This window comes from Sandarakinorhabdus rubra, assembly GCF_010994245.1.
Classification (GTDB): domain Bacteria; phylum Pseudomonadota; class Alphaproteobacteria; order Sphingomonadales; family Sphingomonadaceae; genus Sandarakinorhabdus; species Sandarakinorhabdus rubra.
The window spans coordinates 1-17,676 of sequence record NZ_WMHO01000024.1 but is presented as its reverse complement, the minus strand read 5'-3'; the positions used below and the strand labels follow the sequence as shown (position 1 = coordinate 17,676).

The 17,676-nt window shown below is 66.9% G+C and carries 21 protein-coding genes; 11 read left to right on the top strand and 10 right to left on the bottom strand.

Annotated features, from left to right (window positions below; translation table 11 throughout):
* The 3 genes from GJV64_RS02935 to GJV64_RS02925 form a co-directional block, all read right to left on the bottom strand.
* On the bottom strand, nucleotides 1–431 hold a 431-nt coding region (locus GJV64_RS02935), incomplete at its 3' end, for an orotidine 5'-phosphate decarboxylase / HUMPS family protein (protein WP_205599506.1).
* A 6-nt stretch (nucleotides 432–437) separates the two neighbouring features.
* On the bottom strand, nucleotides 438–710 hold the full coding sequence (locus GJV64_RS02930; RefSeq protein ID WP_164155791.1) for a hypothetical protein: 273 nt from the start codon (nucleotides 708–710) through the stop codon (nucleotides 438–440).
* Nucleotides 711–721: 11 nt separating this feature from the next.
* Nucleotides 722–1,483: a competence/damage-inducible protein A gene (locus tag GJV64_RS02925; protein ID WP_164155790.1), complete on the bottom strand. Its 762-nt coding sequence runs from the start codon at nucleotides 1,481–1,483 to the stop codon at nucleotides 722–724.
* A 74-nt stretch (nucleotides 1,484–1,557) separates the two neighbouring features.
* On the opposite strand from GJV64_RS02925, the gene map reads away from it, so the two are divergent.
* The gene (gene map, locus GJV64_RS02920; protein ID WP_164155793.1) at nucleotides 1,558–2,379 is read left to right on the top strand and encodes a type I methionyl aminopeptidase; all 822 of its coding nucleotides are present in this window, start codon (nucleotides 1,558–1,560) and stop codon (nucleotides 2,377–2,379) included.
* On the opposite strand, the gene GJV64_RS02915 is transcribed toward map, so the two are convergent.
* Nucleotides 2,376–3,053: a peptidylprolyl isomerase gene (locus GJV64_RS02915; RefSeq protein WP_164155789.1), complete on the bottom strand. Its 678-nt coding sequence runs from the start codon at nucleotides 3,051–3,053 to the stop codon at nucleotides 2,376–2,378. The two genes, map and GJV64_RS02915, sit on opposite strands and share 4 nt — an antisense overlap.
* 115 nt (nucleotides 3,054–3,168) lie before the next feature.
* Between GJV64_RS02915 and GJV64_RS02910 the strand changes: the two genes are divergently transcribed.
* A complete protein-coding gene (locus tag GJV64_RS02910) occupies nucleotides 3,169–3,723 on the top strand; it encodes a beta-class carbonic anhydrase (protein ID WP_164155788.1) in 555 nt (184 codons plus the stop codon).
* Here the strand turns inward: GJV64_RS02910 and GJV64_RS02905 are convergent.
* Complete coding sequence (locus GJV64_RS02905; protein ID WP_164155787.1) at nucleotides 3,680–4,636, bottom strand: formylglycine-generating enzyme family protein; 957 nt, start codon at nucleotides 4,634–4,636, stop codon at nucleotides 3,680–3,682. The genes GJV64_RS02910 and GJV64_RS02905 overlap by 44 nt on opposite strands.
* Nucleotides 4,637–4,958: 322 nt before the next feature.
* Between GJV64_RS02905 and GJV64_RS02900 the strand changes: the two genes are divergently transcribed.
* Together GJV64_RS02900 and GJV64_RS02895 are read left to right on the top strand one after the other, a co-directional pair.
* Nucleotides 4,959–5,993, top strand: a complete 1,035-nt coding sequence (locus tag GJV64_RS02900) for an aromatic ring-hydroxylating dioxygenase subunit alpha (protein ID WP_164155786.1) — start codon at nucleotides 4,959–4,961, stop codon at nucleotides 5,991–5,993.
* A gap of 65 nt (nucleotides 5,994–6,058) precedes the next feature.
* Nucleotides 6,059–8,266: a TonB-dependent receptor gene (locus tag GJV64_RS02895; RefSeq protein ID WP_164155785.1), complete on the top strand. Its 2,208-nt coding sequence runs from the start codon at nucleotides 6,059–6,061 to the stop codon at nucleotides 8,264–8,266.
* Nucleotides 8,267–8,354: 88 nt separating this feature from the next.
* Here the strand turns inward: GJV64_RS02895 and GJV64_RS02890 are convergent, their stop codons facing one another.
* Nucleotides 8,355–8,717 carry a hypothetical protein gene (locus tag GJV64_RS02890; protein WP_164155784.1) on the bottom strand — a complete coding sequence of 121 codons (363 nt, stop codon included), beginning with the start codon at nucleotides 8,715–8,717 and terminating at the stop codon, nucleotides 8,355–8,357.
* A gap of 5 nt (nucleotides 8,718–8,722) precedes the next feature.
* On the opposite strand from GJV64_RS02890, the gene GJV64_RS02885 reads away from it, so the two are divergent.
* Nucleotides 8,723–9,154 (top strand): PEPxxWA-CTERM sorting domain-containing protein, encoded by a 432-nt coding sequence (locus GJV64_RS02885; RefSeq protein ID WP_164155783.1) that lies wholly within the window; start codon nucleotides 8,723–8,725, stop codon nucleotides 9,152–9,154.
* Between the two features lie 60 nt (nucleotides 9,155–9,214).
* On the opposite strand, the gene GJV64_RS02880 is transcribed toward GJV64_RS02885, so the two are convergent.
* The 3 genes from GJV64_RS02880 to GJV64_RS02870 form a co-directional block, all read right to left on the bottom strand.
* A complete protein-coding gene (locus tag GJV64_RS02880; protein WP_164155782.1) occupies nucleotides 9,215–13,111 on the bottom strand; it encodes a CheR family methyltransferase in 3,897 nt (1,298 codons plus the stop codon).
* Between the two features lie 177 nt (nucleotides 13,112–13,288).
* Nucleotides 13,289–13,447, bottom strand: a complete 159-nt coding sequence (locus tag GJV64_RS02875; protein WP_164155781.1) for a DUF3309 family protein — start codon at nucleotides 13,445–13,447, stop codon at nucleotides 13,289–13,291.
* A 75-nt stretch (nucleotides 13,448–13,522) separates the two neighbouring features.
* A complete protein-coding gene (locus tag GJV64_RS02870) occupies nucleotides 13,523–13,711 on the bottom strand; it encodes a CsbD family protein (RefSeq protein ID WP_205599505.1) in 189 nt (62 codons plus the stop codon).
* Nucleotides 13,712–14,048: 337 nt separating this feature from the next.
* Here GJV64_RS02870 and GJV64_RS02865 point away from each other — a divergent pair, with 337 nt between their 5' ends.
* The 4 genes from GJV64_RS02865 to GJV64_RS02850 are packed head-to-tail and all read left to right on the top strand — an operon-like array spanning nucleotide 14,049 to nucleotide 15,796.
* Nucleotides 14,049–14,438: a glycine zipper 2TM domain-containing protein gene (locus GJV64_RS02865; RefSeq protein ID WP_408014963.1), complete on the top strand. Its 390-nt coding sequence runs from the start codon at nucleotides 14,049–14,051 to the stop codon at nucleotides 14,436–14,438.
* 37 nt (nucleotides 14,439–14,475) lie between these two features.
* Nucleotides 14,476–14,622 carry a lmo0937 family membrane protein gene (locus GJV64_RS02860; protein WP_164155779.1) on the top strand — a complete coding sequence of 49 codons (147 nt, stop codon included), beginning with the start codon at nucleotides 14,476–14,478 and terminating at the stop codon, nucleotides 14,620–14,622.
* Between the two features lie 3 nt (nucleotides 14,623–14,625).
* Nucleotides 14,626–14,925 carry a hypothetical protein gene (locus GJV64_RS02855; protein ID WP_164155778.1) on the top strand — a complete coding sequence of 100 codons (300 nt, stop codon included), beginning with the start codon at nucleotides 14,626–14,628 and terminating at the stop codon, nucleotides 14,923–14,925.
* 13 nt (nucleotides 14,926–14,938) lie between these two features.
* Nucleotides 14,939–15,796: a transglutaminase-like domain-containing protein gene (locus GJV64_RS02850; protein WP_164155777.1), complete on the top strand. Its 858-nt coding sequence runs from the start codon at nucleotides 14,939–14,941 to the stop codon at nucleotides 15,794–15,796.
* Between the two features lie 270 nt (nucleotides 15,797–16,066).
* Here GJV64_RS02850 and GJV64_RS02845 read toward each other — a convergent pair whose 3' ends face one another.
* Complete coding sequence (locus tag GJV64_RS02845; protein ID WP_164155776.1) at nucleotides 16,067–16,549, bottom strand: PRC-barrel domain-containing protein; 483 nt, start codon at nucleotides 16,547–16,549, stop codon at nucleotides 16,067–16,069.
* A 236-nt stretch (nucleotides 16,550–16,785) separates the two neighbouring features.
* Here GJV64_RS02845 and GJV64_RS02840 point away from each other — a divergent pair, with 236 nt between their 5' ends.
* Both GJV64_RS02840 and GJV64_RS02835 read left to right on the top strand, forming a co-directional pair.
* Nucleotides 16,786–16,926, top strand: coding sequence for an entericidin EcnA/B family protein (locus GJV64_RS02840; protein WP_164155775.1), 141 nt, complete (start codon nucleotides 16,786–16,788; stop codon nucleotides 16,924–16,926).
* Nucleotides 16,927–16,928: 2 nt separating this feature from the next.
* Nucleotides 16,929–17,676, top strand: a 748-nt coding sequence (locus tag GJV64_RS02835) for an outer membrane protein (protein ID WP_164155774.1), incomplete at its 3' end; no start/stop codon positions are given.

The following is a 17,676-nucleotide window of genomic DNA, read 5'->3' as shown; positions in this document are numbered from 1 at the left end:
CGCGCCACGCCGGCCAGCCGCAGCGCCTGTGCGGCGGCGCCGTCCGGGACGCCAGCGCTGAGCAGATCGGCGTCATCAAGGCTGGTGAGCACGGTGACCGCAACGACCTTCGTTGCTGCTGGTGCTGCCGCGCGGGCCGCGGCCAGCATGGCGTGGCCACCTGCGGCATGCACGGTGATGATCGCCGGCGCCAGCGGCGCCAGACTGTGGACGGCGCCGGCCACGGTGTTCGGAATGTCGTGCAATTTCAGGTCGAGGAAAAGCGGCAGGGCCTGCCCCTCCATCACCGCAGCGATGCCCGCCGGGCCGTGCGCGCAGAAGAACTCCAGCCCCAGCTTGATGCCGCCGACATGCGGCGCCACCGCCGCGACGAGGCGGCGCGCTGCGGCGACATCGGGCGTGTCGAGCGCCACGAACACGGGATTGGTCATGACCGGTCAGCTCTGCGTCGCGGCCGAAACGGCTGGTGCCACCTCGGTACGTTCGCCGCGCGGCAGGGGTGCACGGCGCGGCGCCAGCGGGCGCACCGCCATCCACGCCCAGGTTGGGATGACCCCGGCCAGGAAGGCGAGGCCCAACAGCAACGGCAACGGCACGGCGCGGACCGAACCATCGGGCAGGATGAAATCCACCGGGGTCCAGTTCGACACTGCCAGCAGCAGGAAGCCGAACGCCAGCGCCACGAGCAGGACCCATCGGACAATCGCCATGGTGCGACCCTTCACAATTCTCCGTCCACCGGGCTGATACCAGCTTCGGCCAGCCCTGCCATCAGCTTTTCGGCCACGAGAGCCAGCTGATCGGGATCGGTGGAGCGGATGACGAAGTTGGCGCCCGTCCGCCCCTCGCGCCAGAAGGGATAGCTGCCGATCTGAACGCCGGGATTGTCCTTCTCGGTGCGCTTCAGGATGTCGGCGGCGCGGCTTTCCTGGGTCCAGGCCGCCACCGTGCGCGACAATACCGGGGCGCCGCCCTCCAGCTGCCCGTCCAGCGCCGCCAGCATGCCCTGCGTGATCATCGGCACGCCGGCCATGATGAAGATGTTCTCGACGCGAATGCCCGGCGCCTTGGTCCGCGGGTTCTCGATCAGGCTGGCGCCGGCCGGGGTGCGCGCCATCCTGAGGCGCGCGTCGGTCAGCTGATCGCCATAATGATCGGCCAGGATGGCGCGCGCATCCGGATGGACGATCACGTCGCGCCCCAGCGCGGCGGCGATGGCATCCACGGTGATGTCATCATGCGTCGGGCCGATGCCGCCGGTGGTGAACAGATAGTCGTGCTTCACGCGCAGGCTGTTCACCGCTTCGGCGATGGCGTCCATGTCGTCGGACACCACGCGCACTTCCTTGAGGCGGATGCCCTGCACCCCAAGCCACTTGGCCAGATAGGCCAGGTTGGCATCCTGCGTGCGGCCCGACAGGATTTCATCGCCGATGATGACAAGGGCGGCGGTGTAGATGCGGTCGCTGATGAGGTCGCTCATGGGGCTGCCCATAGCGAAGCCGCGCGCTGCTGGCCATCATGGACTTTGCCGCAACTTGTGCCTATGTGCCGGGCATGACCCAGCCGCTCTATACCACGGTGATGGACCCGCAGGAGGGGCAGCTGCGCCTGCACGGGCCCGCCGCGTTCGAGGCCATGCGCCGGGCCGGCCAGCTCGCCGCCGAAGTGCTCGATCACCTGACCCCGCACGTGCTGCCGGAGGTGGCGACCATCGATCTCGACACGATGGCGTGGGAGTATGTGCGCGCTGCCGGCGCCAGTTCGGCCACCGTCTTCTATCGCGGCTTTTCGCATTCGCTGTGCATCAGCGTCAATCACGTGGTGTGCCACGGCATCCCGGGGCCGAAGAAGCTGAAGAGCGGCGACATCGTCAACATCGACGTGACCGTGGTGGTCGACGGCTGGTATGGCGACACCAGCCGCATGTTCCTGGTGGGCGACGTGCCCTTGAAGGCCCGGCGCCTCGTCGAGGTGACGCACGAGTGCCTGATGCTGGGCATCGCGGCGGCCAAGCCGGGCAACACGCTGGGCGATGTCGGCCACGCCATCCAGACCCATGCCGAACAGAACCGCATGAGCGTGGTCCGGGATTTCTGCGGCCACGGGCTGGGCCAGGATTTCCACACCGCGCCCAACGTGGTGCACATCGGTCGGCCGGGGCGCGGCGTGGTACTGCGGCCGGGCATGTTCTTCACCATCGAGCCGATGATCAACGCCGGCGGCCCGGCGGTGAAGCTGCTCGATGATGGCTGGACGGCGGTGACCCGTGACCGCAGCCTGTCGGCCCAGTTCGAGCACAGCATCGGGATCACCGAGACGGGCGCCGAGATCTTCACGGCCTCGCCCAAGGGCTGGCACGCGCCGCCCTATCTTTAACGGCGGCGGCTTGTCGGCTTCTTCGGCGCCGCCTTTGGCACCGGGTTCGGCGGCAGCGGGATCACCCGGCGCACGGTGGTGATCGGCACCGGCGTCTCGATCATCTGCCCCTTCATGGCGCCCTCCCCCTTGGTGAGCGACAGCGGCACGTTGAGGATGCGGCGCACCACGTCCATCCCCTCGATGACGCGGCCGAAGACGGCATAGCCCAGGTTGTCGCCAGCGGCGGCCGGATCGGCATCCAGCGCCTTGAGGTTGCCGAGGATGATGAAGAACTGCGCCTGCGCCGTGCCCGGCGCCCCGCGCGCCAGGCTGATGGCGCCTTCATCATGGGTGAGGCCGGTGGTCGTCGTCGGCTCATGCGCCACGGGCGGCAGCAGTTTGCGCCCGTCCTGGATGCCGCCCTGGACCAGCCCGATGCTGCCATCCGGCGTGACCTTGTAGGCGCGGTAGAAGGCGGCGCCATCGAGCCGCTTTTCATCGACGTGGCGGAGGATATAGCCGGCCGTCACCGGCGCCCGGGTGGTGTCGAGCGCGATGACGATGCGGCCCTCGCCCGTTTCCATCACAACATCGACCGTGGCGGGCGCGGCGGGTGGCGCTGGTGGCGTCTCCTGCGCGGCGGCCGGCAGAGCGAACAGCACCAGGCTGACAAGAAGAGTGCGGCGAATCATGCCCTCACATTAGCGCCTCTGTCGCCGCCGCGAGCCATCATTGTCGGTCACGCAGAATTTCTTCTTCGTGCGCACCGGCGGGGATAGGCGATGACAGGCCTTGAAGGAGCGTCCCATGACCCAGATCCGCAACGAAGTGACCGCCGCCAACCAGGCCTATGCCGCCGATTTCGGGGACAAGGGCAATCTCGCCCTGCCGCCGGCGCGCGGCTTTGCCATCCTCACCTGCATGGATGCCCGGCTCGATCCGGCCAAATATGCCGGGCTGGCCGAAGGCGATGCGCACGTGATCCGCAACGCCGGCGGCCGCGCCAGCGACGATGCCATTCGCTCGCTGGTCATCTCCCACAAGCTGCTGGGCACGCGCGAATGGTTCGTCATCCACCACACCGATTGCGGGATGGAATTGTTCGACGGGCCGACCATGGCAACGCTGCTGGAAACCAGCCGCGCCACCGCCAGCTTCGACGGCAAGACCTGGACGAACCCGCAAAGCGAAGGCGGCAGCACCGAAGGCTGGCATGTCGCCTGGCTGACCTTCCGCGATCTTGCCCAGAGCGTGCGGGACGACGTGGCGCGCATCCGCAATCACCCGCTCACGCCGGACACTATCCCCGTGCACGGCTTCATCTATGACGTGAAGACCGGCCGCCTGCTGCCGGTGGACTGACGCGCTTCACGCAGCGAAAGCCGATGTGGGTGGTGGCGGTGTCGATCATCTCGGGGTGGCGCGCCGCCGGGCGATAGCGCTGGCAGTGGTTCTCGGCACACAGGTGCGAACCGCCCTTCAGCACCTTGCGGCCGATCTTCACGTGCGGCATGGCCGGATCGAAACTGGCGTGGAGCGTCCCGCCGCGCGGGTTGCGGAGCGTGCAGCAGGCGTCAGGATGGCGCTTGGCAGCCCGCCGCGGCCGCTCCTCCCACCAGTCCGCCGTCCATTCCCAGACATTGCCGATCATGTCGTAGAGACCATGGCCATTGGGCGGAAAGCGCCCCACTGGCGTCGTGCCAGCCCGACCGTGATGGTCGTGGGGAAAGACACCCTGCCAGATATTGGCCATCTGGCGGCCGCCGGGGGCAAGTTCATCGCCCCAGGCATAGCGCATCCCCTCCAATCCACCGCGCGCGGCACATTCATGCTCGGCCTCGGTGGGCAACGCCTTGCCGGCCCAGCGCGCATAGGCCGCCGCATCGGCCCAGGCCACCTGCACCACCGGATGATCCATCAGGCCCAACGCCTCGATGTCCGGCCCCGGCCCCTGTGGATGGCGCCAGTCGGCCCCGGGCACGAAGCGCCACCACAGATCGGGCCGGTCGAGCGGCACCGGGCCGGCGGGCGGGGTGAACACCAGCGATCCCGGCACCGCCAGTTCGGGCGGCATGCCGGGATACTGGCGCGGATCGGGCGCCACCTCGGCCACGGTGACATGGCCGGTCGCGGCCACGAAGCGGGCGAACTGCCGGTTGGTCACCGGCGTTTCGTCGATGAAGAACGGGTCGAGCGCGACCCGGCGCAGCGGCGCCTCCTCGGGATAGCCATCCATTGCACCCATGGTGAAGGCACCGCCCGGGATCAGGCGCATGCCGGAAGGTGTGGCTCCTTGCACGTTCACCGCCGCCGGCATCCCCACCTCTCCCCTTCCGGTCACCTGAGCCCCTTGCAGCGGCCGGGTCCCAGGCCGCCGTGCGCCACCTGGCAGCAGCATAGCCGGACTTGGCCGTCATGGCATCGCCTCGCGGCGCGCGTAGTCGGTCAGAGTCTGGCCATCCTGTTGATACGACCGGAGCGCGCGGCGGGACCAGCGACGGCAGCGCCATTGCAGCAGAATCATTTGACAAGCGCGCTTGGATTCTACTATGCGAAATTATTTTCGATAATCGAACTATTCGGGGGAGGATCTGGGGATGTGGCCATTGCAGCCGGGGTATGACTACCCGCGCAACCAATGGTACGTCGCCGGCTGGAGCCACGAACTCAACAACCAGACCCCGGTGGAACGCTGGATCCTGGGGGAGCCAGTCGCGCTCTACCGCGACGAGGCCGGCACGCCGATCGCGCTGGAGGGCCGCTGCCCGCACCGCAACTATCCGCTGGCGCGCAGCATCATCCGCGGCAACGCGCTGGAGTGCGGCTATCACGGCTTCACCTTCGGCCCCGATGGCGCTTGCGTCCGCATCCCCAGCCAGGTGACCATCCCGGCGGTGTGCCGGGTCAAGGCCTTCCCGCTGGTGGAGAAATGGCAGTGGCTGTGGATCTGGATGGGCGATCCCGCCCTGGCCGATCCGGCGATGATCCCCGATCACGACGAGATGAAGATCACCAGCCCCGGCTGGCTGGCGGTGGCGGCGCTGGACCGCGTGCTGGAATGCCGGCCGCAGCTGCTGCACGAAAATCTCACCGACATCTCGCACCTCTCCTTCCTGCACGCCGCCACCATCGGCACCGAGGCCGTGGCGGCCACCAAGGTGGAGGTGACGCAGACTGACCGCTATCTGCGCGGCAGCCGCTTCATCCCCGGAGAGACCCTCACCGGCTTCTTTGCCGAGGTGCTGGGCTATGACGGGCCGGTGGAACGGCTGGTGCTGATCGATTTCTATGCCCCGTCCGTCCATGTCGCGCTGGAAAGCTTCAGGAAGCCCGGCGGCGAGGTGATCGGCGAGTTCCGCGTCCACCATGCTGTCACCCCGGCCGGGCCGGACCGCACCAACTATTTCCTCGCCTGGTCACGCAACTTTGCCACCGACAACAGCCAGGTGACCGACATCATGAACACGGTGTTCGAAGGCGTCATCCAGCAGGATGTCGATGCCACCCACGCCATCGAACAGATGATCCGCCGCACGCCCAACCCCACCGAACTGCTGGTGCGGGCCGATGAACACTCGATCAAGGGACGGCGCTGGATCGAGGAACTGATCGCGGCGGAACGCACCGCCTGAACCGACGCGGCCACCAGGAGCCGCAAATCACGACACCACAACAACAGGCCTTGAAGGGGGATCACATGAGGAATTTCTGGCTGGCAGCCACCGCGCTGTCATCGCTGATCGGCAACGCGGCGCTGGCTCAGACGGCAGCAGCAACCGACGAGAGCGAAGAGATCATCGTCACCGCTCAGAAGCGCGCGCAGAATTTGCAGGACGTGCCGATCTCGATCGACGTCACCAACGGCGCGGCGCTGGCCGTGCGGCAGACCGACAACATCAGCAAGCTGTCCACCGTGGTGCCGGGCTTTGAATATGCCCGCTCCCCGTCGGACAGCCCGGGTGTCACCTTCCGCGGCATCGGCACGGCGGCCGGCAATGTCGCCTTCGACAATTCCATCGGCATGTTCGTCGATGGCGCCTTCATGGGCAACGTGCGGCTTTACAACGCCCCCGTGTTTGACGCGCAGCGCGTCGAGCTGATCAAGGGCACGCAGAGCACGCTGCTGGGCAAGAACACCTCGCTGGGCGGCATCTCGATCGTCAACACCCAGCCCGGCGACCGGCTGGAAGGCCGCGTCGAACTGGGCGGCGAGGTGCAGAACGGCGGTTTGCTGGGCGATGGCGCCATCACCGTGCCGGTCAATGACAAGATCAGCATCCGCGTGGCTGGCCGCGTGACCCATGACCGGGGCTGGCTGCTCAACGAAACCACCAACCAGCGTGTGCCGACCGACACCAACTGGGGTGTGCGCGGCATCCTGAAGTTCACCCCCGATGACCAGCTGACCGTGCTGCTGTCGTACCAGCACACCGATCAGAAGCGGGTGGGCAGCGCCAACCAGATCACCGATCTCGGCCTGGCTGGCCTGGGCCTGGGCACCGGGCCGTCCGTTGGTCCCGTCACCTATCGCAGCGGCGTCAAGCAGTCGTTCAGTTCCAGCCCGGAACTGCGCGGCGGCGATGACTATCTGCGCACCACCATTGATATGCCGATCGGCACCATCACCTATGATTTCGATGGTGTGGAGCTGACCTCGATCACGTCGGCGGCCTGGTTCGAGAACATCGGCAACAACGACTTCGACTTCAACAACAAGGACTTCAACCTTTTCCTGCGGTCGGAAAACTACAGCCAGTTCAGCCAGGAACTGCGCCTCGCGTCGACCGGTGACAGCAAGCTGAACTGGATCGTCGGCGGCTTCTTCTTCACGTCCAAGTGGAACATGCTTCAGCGCAGCATCTGGGGCATTCCCGATTTCCCGCCTGGCACCCCGGATGAAGGCCAGCTGTTCAACGGCAGCTACACCAACGATTTCCGCCAGAAGACCGACGCCTTCTCCGCCTTCGGCTCGGTCACGTACGAGGCAACCGACAGGCTCACCGTCAACCTGGGCCTGCGCTACACCCATGAACGCAAGCGGGTTGATTTCGGCCGCACCGCCGTGGCGCCGTTCACCCTGTGGAACACCTTCATCAACGCGCCCTTCCCCTTCCAGCGCCTCGACCGTGCGACCGACGACCTGCTCGCCGGCAATATCTCGGTCCAGTACAAGGCCAGCGAGGACGTGATGCTCTATGCGGCGGCCTCTCGCGGCGGCAAGGCCGGCGGCTATGGCGAGTTCCAGACCGTGCCGTTCGATCCGGGCGTCGGCGCCGGCAATCCCAACCGCGACGCGCGCATCGGCAACGAGCGCGCCAACAGTTATGAAGCCGGCGTCAAGGCGACGCTGTTCGACAACCGGCTCACCCTGAACGCCGCGGCCTTCTGGATCGACGTGTTCGGCCTGCAGCAGCTGCAGTTCACCGCCGCCGGCCTGTTCGTGTCCAGCAACGACCGCGCCCGGTCGCGTGGGGTGGAAGGCAACTGGTCGTGGCGGCTGACCGACGCGCTGACCTGGAGCGGCGGTGTGACCTGGGCCGATGCGGAACAGCTGAACCCCAGCCTGCGCCTCACCCAGTCGCCGCGCTTCTCGGGCGCCTCGCGGCTGGATTGGCGGGTGCCCCTGAAGGGCGACACCGCCCTCACCTTCGGCGGCCAGGTCAAGCATCGCAGCAGCAAGTTCAACCAGTTGGGCGAAGGCCTGTTCACGCCCAGCTTCACCACCCTCGCCCTGAATGCCCGGGTCGATGCGCCGGAGGGCTTCTTCCTCAACATCTCGGGTGAGAACATCACCAACGCCAAGGGCGCCGATTTCGGCTTTGCCGGGCCGGATCCGTTTGTTGCCATCTATGAGACGCTGGCACCGCGGCGGACCATCCGTATCTCGCTGGGCAAGACCTTCTGAGTACCGACGGGAGGGCATCCGCCCTCCCGTCGAGCGTGCCCGGCGCGCGCCGGCGCACCCTGACATGACGGCCGCGCTGGCGCGGCCGTCATGCTGGAGCCAGGGTCAGTTGCGGCGCCAGGATCAGTTGCGGCGATAAGTCCCCGGGCGGCAGTTCATCGCCGGCGACGATGCCGGCATTGGCGCCGCCATTGCGGCGCGCCTGTTGCTCAGGCGTGTAGAAGCCATCCAGCTTGCCATAATAACCGTCGATCGAGGCCGACTGGCGATCATAATCGAAGCGGGCAAGCTCATCGCGGCTGAGGGTTGGCGCGTTCTTCAGGCTGGCGCGGCTGATGTTGACGACATAGCCCTTGCGGTCGCTGTCATAGGTCAGGCCGGTCCAGGGCAGCTGGTGATAGCGTTCGCCAATCCCCAGGAAGCCGCCAAACGACATGACGACGAAGCGCACCTGTGGTGAACACCGGGCCGCAGTTCGAACAGACCGGTTGGGATGGCCAGATGTCCTTCACCAGCGGGATCAGCCAGCTCACCGTGGCCTTCACCAATGCGACGTTCAACTTCGATGCCAATGGCGGCTCGGGCAGCGTGATCTCCACCGATCCGTTCAACATGATCGGCTATACGTCGAGCCTGTTCACCCTGCCCGACTTCGATTTCCGCAACTTCTCGCTGGCCTTCACCGGCATCACGCCGCCGTTCACCATTGCCGCCAACGGCTTCGGTTCGGCCTTTGATGCCAACACCGCCGGCTCGTTTGCCGGGTCGGCCTTCATCGAGGGCAATGCCGTGCCGGAACCCGAGACCTGGGCGATGCTGCTGCTGGGCTTTGGCGCGGTGGGAACGATGGCCCGCCGGCGCACCCGAGCGGTGACCGTGGCCGCCTGATCCGGCCTCTGTTTCAGTCCCCCCAGGGCTGGGACGCGATCGCCGGTTCCGGTCCCGCCATCAACGATTGGCGCCACCGGGATCGGCGATCATGACCAGCCTGGCCAGTTCCGGCAGCGATTTGCAGCCGGTGCGGTGCATGATGGCCGCGCGGTGATGCTCCACGGTGCGCTGGCTCAGCTTCAGATCGGCCGCGATATTCTTGCTGGGCTGGCCTTGCAGCACGCGGGCCATCACCTCGCGCTGGCGCGCCGTGAGTGGCGCCAGCCGGGCGGCGGCCGCAGCCCTTTCGGTGCCTGCCTGCCCGGCATCGGCACGGCTGGCCAGCGCCCGCGTGACGCTGCTGATGATCTCCTCGCCATGGGCCGGCTTCTCGATGAAATCCAGCGCGCCGGCCTTCATGGCAGCGACCGCCATGCCGATATCGCCCTGGCCGGTGATCATGATGCTGGGCGGTAGCGTGCCGGCGGCCTGCAGGCTGGACAAGAGATCAAGGCCGCTTTCGCCCGGCAGCAAGGCATCGATCAGCAAACAGCAGTTGCGGTCGCCAGCCCAGTCGGCGCGGAACGCTTCGGCCGAGCCGTGCAGCGCCACCACCAGGCCGGCGTCGCCCAGCGCAGTGCCAAGCTCGCGCAGCACTTCGGGATCATCGTCGATGATGTGGACCAGGCCTGCCACCGGCGGCACATCGTCGTGGGGGCGGACCAGCGCGGCGGCGATCGCGGCATCCAGATCGGCGGCCCGCACCGGTTTGGACAGACGCACGATGTCGTTGGCCGCAAAGCGCGCCAGCGCCTCGATCGAGATGTCGCCGGTCAGCATGATCACCGGCACATGGCGATCATGCTGTTGCCGGATGGCCGCGCGCAACGCGCGGGCCAGTTCCAGGCCATCGCGCCCACTGGCCAGCCGGAAATCCGAGATGATGAGATCGGGCGTGTGCTGGGCCAGCGCCGCCAACGCCTCCACATCGTCGCTGGCGGCCACCACCTCGTGGCCGGCCTCGCGCAGCAATTGCTCCAGCAGTTCGCGCACGCCGGCTTCATCATCGATGATCAGGATGCGGGCGGCGGTGCCGGGCAACGGCGCCTGCGGCAGCGCAGCGATGGCCGGCCCGGCCGGCGCCGCGGCTTCAGACCCCGCCAGCGGCACGGTGATGCTGAACACCGAGCCATGGCCCTGGCCGTCGCCATCGCGCGATCGCACCTCCACCGCGTGGCCCAGCATGTCGCCCAGGCTGCGCACGATCGACAGGCCAAGCCCAAGGCCGCTGCCGCGATCGACGGCCGCCGGACCGAGCTGTTGATAGGGTTCGAAGATCACTCTCTGCTGGTCTTTCGGGATGCCGATGCCGCTGTCCCACACCTCGATGCGAACGGTATTGCCGCGCCGGCGCGCGCCCACCAGCACGCCGCCCTTCACCGTGTATTTCAGCGCGTTGGCCACCAGGTTGCGGAGCATCCCGGCCAGCAGCCGGCGATCGGACACGACATGGCAGCCGGTGCGGACATGGCGCAGCTTCAGCTTGCTGGCCGTCGCCTGCAGCGCCAGGCCCTCCACGATCTCGGCGAGCAGCGGATCGAGCGCGAAGCTGCCCTGCGCGATCTCCACGGCATCGGCCTCGATGCGGTTGATGTCGAGCAGGCCATCGAGCATGGCCGACATGGCTTCGAGCGTCTGCGACTGCCGGACCAGCAGCTGCCGACTGTCCTCGTCAGTGGCCTTGCGGGCCAGCAGTTCCTGCAACAGCACCAGCGATTGCAGCGGCTGGCGAAGATCATGGCTGGCCGCCGCCAGGAAGCGCGACTTGGCCAGGTTGGCCGTCTCGGCCGTATGGCGGGCCTCCTGCATCACCCGCTCGGCCTGCTTGCGGTCGGTGACGTCGGTATAGGTGATGATCACGCCTTCGACATGATTGTCGTGGGCGCGATAGGGTAGCACCTTGCGGCTGAAGCAGATGCCGGTGGGGGTGGCGACTTCCCGGTCAGGCGGCAGCTCCCCGGCTTCAACCGCCGCGATGTCGCTGGCCAGCTGCGGATCGGGGGCCAGCGGCGCCAGGTCGCCGAAGGGGCGGCCGATATCGCCGGGCAGCATGTGGAACAGCACGCGCGTTGCCGGCGTGAAGAAGCGGATATGCTGGTCGAGATCGAGGAAGATGGTGGCGACATTTGTGCTGTAGAGAATGTTCTGCAGATCGTCTGCCATGGTGCGCTGGCGGTCGATGGTTTCCTGCAGCTGGCCGTTCAGGGCCACCAGCTCCTCGTTCAGGGACTGCAGCTCTTCCTGCGAGGTGATCAGCTCCTCATTGGCGCTCTGATATTCCTGGTTGCGCGACACGGTGTCGGCATGAATTGCCAGCCGGTCGGCATCGATGCCATCGGGTTGGCTGTCGGCGCGGGCCAGTTCGACGCGGATGCTGGCCAGTTCAGCCTCCAGCGCCTGCAGGCGCGCCGAAGGCAGGCTGGGCAGCGGCCACGGTGGCTCCCGTGGCGGCCGGCCCTCGGCCACCCAGATCTGGCCCGGTTCGAGCGGAATGGGCGGCAGCGGCTTGCGGCTGGCGTTGCGGCGATACAGATGCGCCGGCCGCGACACCAGGGTGAAGGCCGGCGGCCCGTCTTCGCTCTCCATCACCGTTTCGGCCTTGCCGAGCAGCAGCAGCCCACCGGGCGACAACGCGAAATGGAACAGGCCGATGGCCCGGGCCTGGGCGGCCGGCTGCAGATAGATGAGGAGGTTGCGACACGAGACCAGATCGATCCGCGAGAACGGCGGATCGGTGAGCAGATCGTGGACGGCCAGCACCACGCAGGCCTGCAGGATGGGGCCAACCCGCCAGCCTTCGTCATCGGCGATGAAGAAGCGCTGCAGCCGTTCCCGGCTCACCTCGCGCTCGATCGTGTGTGGGTAGACACCGTGGCGCGCCGTGGCGATGGCATCGGGATCAAGATCGGTGGCAAAGATCTGCAGCTTCAGCCCCGGCCGGTTGCGGGCGATCTCCTCGAGGAACAGCATGGCCAGCGACCAGGCTTCCTCGCCGCTGCTGCAGCCGGCGCACCACAGCCGGATCGGCCGGTTGCCGTCGTGCCGGCGCACCAGATCGGGGATGATCCTTGTGGCCAGCGTGTCGAACACGTCTTCATCGCGGAAGAAGCTGGTGACGTTGATCAACAGGTCGTTGGCCAGCGCCTGCAGCTCCTCGTCATCCTGTTCCAGCCGTTTGACATAGGCGGCCAGCGCCGCGGCGCCGGTGCTGCCCGGATGCGCGGCCATGCGCGCCCGCCGTTCGATGCGGCGCTGCATGGTGCCCGGCTTGTAGCCGCTGAAATCATGGCCGCCCTGCTTCAGCCGTTCCAGCACCGGCGCAATCCAGTCGCTGGCAATCGTGGTCGGCAACGGCAGCGGCAGCCGGTTGCGGCGATCGATGATGGCGGCCCCCATGGCGGCCACCGGCAGGATGGCATCCACGCAGCCGGTGGCAATCGCGGCGGCGGGCATGCTGTCATAGCCGGCTTCCAGCGGATCCTGGGCGATCACATAGCCGCCGGCCTGGTGGACGGCGCGCACCCCGTCGCGGCCATCGGCCCCCTGGCCCGACAGCAGCACCGCCACCACCCTGAGCTGCTGTTCGAGGGCCAGCGACTGCAACAGGAAATCGATCGGCAGGCGCGGGCCTTCGTGGTGCGTGGCAGGCGACAGGCGCAGCACGCCACCGGTCACCGCGACGCGCGCGCCGGCCGGGATCACGTGCAGCCGATCGGGCTGCAGCGCCATGCCGTCGCTGATCTCCACCACCGGAAACGGCGTGGCATCGGCCAGCAGCGCGGGCAGCATCGACAGATGATCGGGATCGAGGTGCTGAACAAGAATATAGGCGATGCCACTGCGCGCCGGCAGGCCAGCGATCAGGCCACGCACCGCGTCGAGGGCGCCGGCGGAACCGCCGATCGCCACAACCATCTGCCGGGATGCCAGGCGGGGCGCCAAGCCGGGTGCTTGCTGCTTGGCTGGCCCGGCAGCGCGCCGAGGACGTTCATCAGTCAGATTTGGACGCCTTGTGGAACGCACAGACACGCACGTTGATCTCTAAGGTAGCAGATGCGCAGCGACCTGTCGCAGCGCAATACGGGCAAGCGCCTACAGTCGCCCGGTCAGCAGCAGCACCAGGCCCACCACCAGCAGCACGCCCAGGAGGCCGCTGGGGAAATAGCCCCAGCCCGAACTGTGACGCCAGGTGGGCAGCGCGCCGACCAGCAGCAACAGCAGGACGATCAGGACAATGGTGCCGATCGACATCGTGGAATCTCCCCCACCCCAAGATCAGGTGCTGGCCGGGCAGCGGGCCGGGCCATCACGGCCCGGCCTGCGGCGTCAGCGCTTGGTCATGTCCTTCAGGTTGTCGGTGGCCTTGCCAACGGCGCTCTGCACCTTGCCTTCGACCTTCTGGACCTTGCCGGACACTTCGAGGCTGCGATCGCCAACGGCGTGGCCAACGGCTTCCTTGGTAGCACCGACGGCCTGTTTGGCGGCGCCGGCGACGCGGTTCTTGTTGATGCTCATGATCGGAATTCCTTGTTCTGCCGGGATGGCAGGGTTCTGCCCCGGCAGCGGGCGTGGAACGCATCCCGCTTTGGGTCCGGCCGGGGCAGAGATTGCAAGTTAGGCGCCGGCCGCGTTTCCCGGCACCGACGGATTCTACCCACGGGCCGCCGCTGATGCCGGCAAGGCCCCTGGCTCAAGGGTAGAATCCGATGCTCCCCATCAGGCCGCGCTGGCCCGATGCTTGCAAGGTCTGGCCAACTGGCCGGGCACCGAAGTTAGCGGTTCGGGAAGCGTTCCCGGGCCGGACGCCGGGGCCCGAAAAGACCATCCTGGGAGACCTTCCATGCGGATCGTCATGAGCGCCCTTGCGGCATCGATACTCATCACCGGCTGCGCCTCGGATTTCTCCGACCGCCGGCCGTCACGCGACTGGCGCCGGTACGATTACAACCGGCCTGATCCGCAGTACGGCAGCTATGACCCCAGCCGATATTATTACGAGACACCGCGCCAGCGCGAGCGCCGGCTGCGCGAGCAGGATCGCATCTATCGCGGGCAGGACGGGCGCTATTACTGCCGCCGCCCGGATGGCAGCACCGGGCTGATCGTCGGCGCGGTGGCTGGCGGCGTGCTGGGCAACATCATCGCACCGGGCGGCTCCGAAACGCTGGGCACCGTGCTGGGGGCCATTGCCGGCGGTGTCGCCGGCCGCGCCATCGACCGCAACAGCGTGCGCTGCCGCTGAGGCCGGCTGGGCCCGGCCACAACAAGGGAGATACGACATGCTCTATGGGATCATTCTCGTGCTGGTGGTGCTCTGGGCCCTTGGCCTGGCCACTGCCTACACGCTGGGCGGCCTCATCCACTTGCTGCTTGTCGTTGCGCTGGTCATGCTGGTCGTGAACCTGTTCAGCCGCCGGCGGGCCTGAGCCGTGCCGGCCGCTGCCACCCGTACCATCCGATCGCAAGTGCTGTTCCAGCGCCACTTCCGGCTGCCAGGTCTCTCTCAGCCGCAGCCGCCGGGCACCTATGGCCTGACCGCCCATCAGGAGGTGATCCTGGGGGAAAGCTTCGTCACCTACCGCACCATCGCCGCCTTCCTGCAGTTGCCGGCGCTTGGCGCCATGTCCAACCAGGGCCGGCAAGTGCCGATCAGCCTTGACGAACTTGATCTGATCGTGCGCGCCGACTGGGAAGCGGCGGCGCCGATGTGGCTGGAAAGTCGCGTCTGATGCAGGCCGCCCCATGCTGATCCGCTGCGGCTATCGCATCAAGATGACCTTCGCCGAGCCCACGGCGCTGGTGACCATGCTGGCCGTGCGCGCCGGGCAGGCGAATGCCCGCCTGCACGAGGAACGGCACCGCAGCAGCCTGGGGGACGGGAATAACGAGTATATTGATCTCTATGGCAACCGTTGCCAGCGCCTCGTTGCGCCGGCTGGGGCGATCACGCTGGTCGGGGGCTCCACCGTAGAATGCGATGACGCACCAGACCGCGTCTTCCCGGACGCCGGCGAAGTCGCGGTAGCAGAACTGCCGTCATCGTGCCTGCTGTTCCTGCTCGGCAGCCGCTATTGCGAGACCGACCGGCTAAGCCAGTTCGCCTGGGACCGGTTCGGCGCCGTGCCGCCCGGCTGGGGCCGGGTGCAGGCGATCTGCGATTTCGTGCATGCCCATGTCCACTTCGATTATGGCCAGGCCAGCGCCACGCGCACCGCACTCGACACGCTGGAACAGCAGGTGGGCGTGTGCCGCGATTACACCCATCTCGCCATCGCCCTGTGCCGCTGCCTGAACATCCCGGCCCGCTATGTGAACGGCCACCTCGGCGATATCGGCGTGCCGGTCGTGGATCCGATGGACTTCAGCGCCTGGATGGAGGTCTATCTGGAAGGCGGCTGGCACGTGTTCGATCCCCGCAACAACGCTCGCCGCATCGGCCGCATCATCATCGCCCGGGGCCGCGATGCCGCCGATGTGCCGCTGATCAACAGCTTCGGCCCGCACGAGTTGCAGCAGTTTCAGGTGTGGACGTTCGAGGACGAGCAGGCCGCGCCATCAATCACCGCGCGCGATCGGCTGAAGGCCGTCGCCGCAGCATGACAAGCGCCGGATAGAACCCGCGCCGCCCCAACGCGCGCCCAGCAGGACTCTACCACCCGCCCCTGCGGGCAAAAGAAACAGGCGCAGATTCGAGACTGCGCGATTGTCGAATACTGGCGCGCCAGGGCAAATGAAGATTGGCACTCTGATCGCTGGGAAATCCTTGCACCCGTCTGCGATCCACGATCAGGCGCCATCGGGCTGGTTCGTGTCTGACTGAAGTTGGGCCGGACATTGGCGGCCGGCTCGCCGGCCGCCAAGAGATCGGGTTCAGTTGCGGCGATAGTCGCCGGGCGGCAGTTCATCGCCGGCGACGGTGCCGGCATTGACACCGCCATTGCGGCGCGCCTGTTGCTCAGGCGTGTAGAAGCCATCCAGCTTGCCATAATAGCCGTCGATCGAGGCCGACTGGCGATCATAATCGAAGCGGGCAAGCTCATCGCGGCTGAGGGTTGGCGCGTTCTTCAGGCTGGCGCGGCTGATGTTGACGACATAGCCCTTGCGGTCGCTGTCATAGGTCAGGCCGGTCCAGGGCAGCTGGTGATAGCGTTCGCCAATCCCTAGGAAGCCGCCAAACGACATGACGACGAAGCGCACCTGGCCCGACTGCTTGTCGATCATCATGGCATCGATGCTGCCAAGCTTTTCGCCATCGTGATTATAGACATCGGTGCCGGTGACGCTCTCGCTGCTGATCAGCGCGGTGTGCGGCAGGTTGGTGGGCGCGACCGTGGTGCTGTTGTGGGTGCTCATGATGGGGTCCTTCGCGGGGTCAAGCGCAGGCGGGGGCAGACGATGGATGCAGGCGATGCCGGCCTGCGCGGCGGCTGCCCATGCGTCTGTCGTCTACACCCTACAACCCGTCAGCAGCCCAATGGTTCCGAGGCAGAGCAGGCGCTAGACCAGAATAAATTTCACTGAATCTCAATTGTTCATGGAACCGCAGCGCGTCGGGATCGTTCCCTGTTCGCTGCTTGAAGGAATTCAACATGAACAACCAAGCTATACTCGCTATCTGCGCGGCAGCGCTTCTTTTGACCACAGGCTGCGCGACCGCCGCCGGTTTCGGCGATGATGTGCAATCCGCTGGCAAGGCCATCACCAAGACTTCCGATGATGTAAAGGAATGAACATGACCAGCTCCACACGGCTGGGCGCTCTTGGCATCATTGCCCTGGCGCTCGCAGCGACACCGGCCACCGCCCGCGACCAGAACTGGTATATCGGCCTGCGCGGCGGCATGGTGTTTCCCACCGACCGCCAGTTCAGCGCCAATGGCACCGCGCTGCCGGATTTCGACACCACCGAAAAGCGCGGTTGGGCTGCGGCGGCGCGCCTTGGTTATGATTTCGGGATGCTGCGCACCGAGCTGGACGTCGGCTATCACCAGAACAGCCTGCGCTCCATCGACCTCTTGTCCAGCACGTCCGCCGGCCTCGCTGGCCGCTATGACAACCCGGCCGGGCGGATGCGCCACTGGACCGTGATGGCCAACGCGCTGGTGGATGTGATCAACACCGGGGCCTTCTCCGCCTCGGTGGGAGCGGGCGCCGGCGCGGCACGCATCGATGCGCACAATATCCGCGTGTCGCCCGCGGCCGATCTGCTGCTGAATGACAGCGACTGGGTGTTTGCCTGGAACGCGCTGGCCGGCGTCCGGCTGGCGATCAGCCGGGGCGTCGATCTGGCGGTGGACTATCGTTATCTCCGACCCAATCGCGCGCGCTTCAATGAAGGCGCCGGAGCTGAGTTCAGCACGCGCAATGCCTCGCACACCGTGCTCGTTGGCCTGAACTTCAACCTCGGCGGCGCGCCCGTGGCCGTGGCGCAGGTCGAAGCGCCGCCGCCCGCCCCACCACCGCCGCCGCCGCAGGAAATGC

Excerpts from the sequence above, each read along its gene's own strand:
- GJV64_RS02905 (WP_164155787.1), bottom strand. The coding sequence starts at position 4,636 with ATGCGCCTGATCCCGGGCGGTGCCTTCACCATGGGTGCAATGGATGGC.
- map (WP_164155793.1), top strand. The coding sequence starts at position 1,558 with ATGACCCAGCCGCTCTATACCACGGTGATGGACCCGCAGGAGGGGCAG.
- GJV64_RS02870 (WP_205599505.1), bottom strand. The coding sequence starts at position 13,711 with ATGAGCATCAACAAGAACCGCGTCGCCGGCGCCGCCAAACAGGCCGTC.
- GJV64_RS02930 (WP_164155791.1), bottom strand. The coding sequence starts at position 710 with ATGGCGATTGTCCGATGGGTCCTGCTCGTGGCGCTGGCGTTCGGCTTC.
- GJV64_RS02880 (WP_164155782.1), bottom strand. The coding sequence starts at position 13,111 with ATGGTTGTGGCGATCGGCGGTTCCGCCGGCGCCCTCGACGCGGTGCGT.
- GJV64_RS02875 (WP_164155781.1), bottom strand. The coding sequence starts at position 13,447 with ATGTCGATCGGCACCATTGTCCTGATCGTCCTGCTGTTGCTGCTGGTC.
- GJV64_RS02915 (WP_164155789.1), bottom strand. The coding sequence starts at position 3,053 with ATGATTCGCCGCACTCTTCTTGTCAGCCTGGTGCTGTTCGCTCTGCCG.
- GJV64_RS02840 (WP_164155775.1), top strand. The coding sequence starts at position 16,786 with ATGAACAACCAAGCTATACTCGCTATCTGCGCGGCAGCGCTTCTTTTG.
- GJV64_RS02860 (WP_164155779.1), top strand. The coding sequence starts at position 14,476 with ATGCTCTATGGGATCATTCTCGTGCTGGTGGTGCTCTGGGCCCTTGGC.
- GJV64_RS02910 (WP_164155788.1), top strand. The coding sequence starts at position 3,169 with ATGACCCAGATCCGCAACGAAGTGACCGCCGCCAACCAGGCCTATGCC.
- GJV64_RS02895 (WP_164155785.1), top strand. The coding sequence starts at position 6,059 with ATGAGGAATTTCTGGCTGGCAGCCACCGCGCTGTCATCGCTGATCGGC.
- GJV64_RS02900 (WP_164155786.1), top strand. The coding sequence starts at position 4,959 with ATGTGGCCATTGCAGCCGGGGTATGACTACCCGCGCAACCAATGGTAC.
- GJV64_RS02865 (WP_408014963.1), top strand. The coding sequence starts at position 14,049 with ATGAGCGCCCTTGCGGCATCGATACTCATCACCGGCTGCGCCTCGGAT.
- GJV64_RS02845 (WP_164155776.1), bottom strand. The coding sequence starts at position 16,549 with ATGAGCACCCACAACAGCACCACGGTCGCGCCCACCAACCTGCCGCAC.
- GJV64_RS02850 (WP_164155777.1), top strand. The coding sequence starts at position 14,939 with ATGCTGATCCGCTGCGGCTATCGCATCAAGATGACCTTCGCCGAGCCC.
- GJV64_RS02925 (WP_164155790.1), bottom strand. The coding sequence starts at position 1,483 with ATGAGCGACCTCATCAGCGACCGCATCTACACCGCCGCCCTTGTCATC.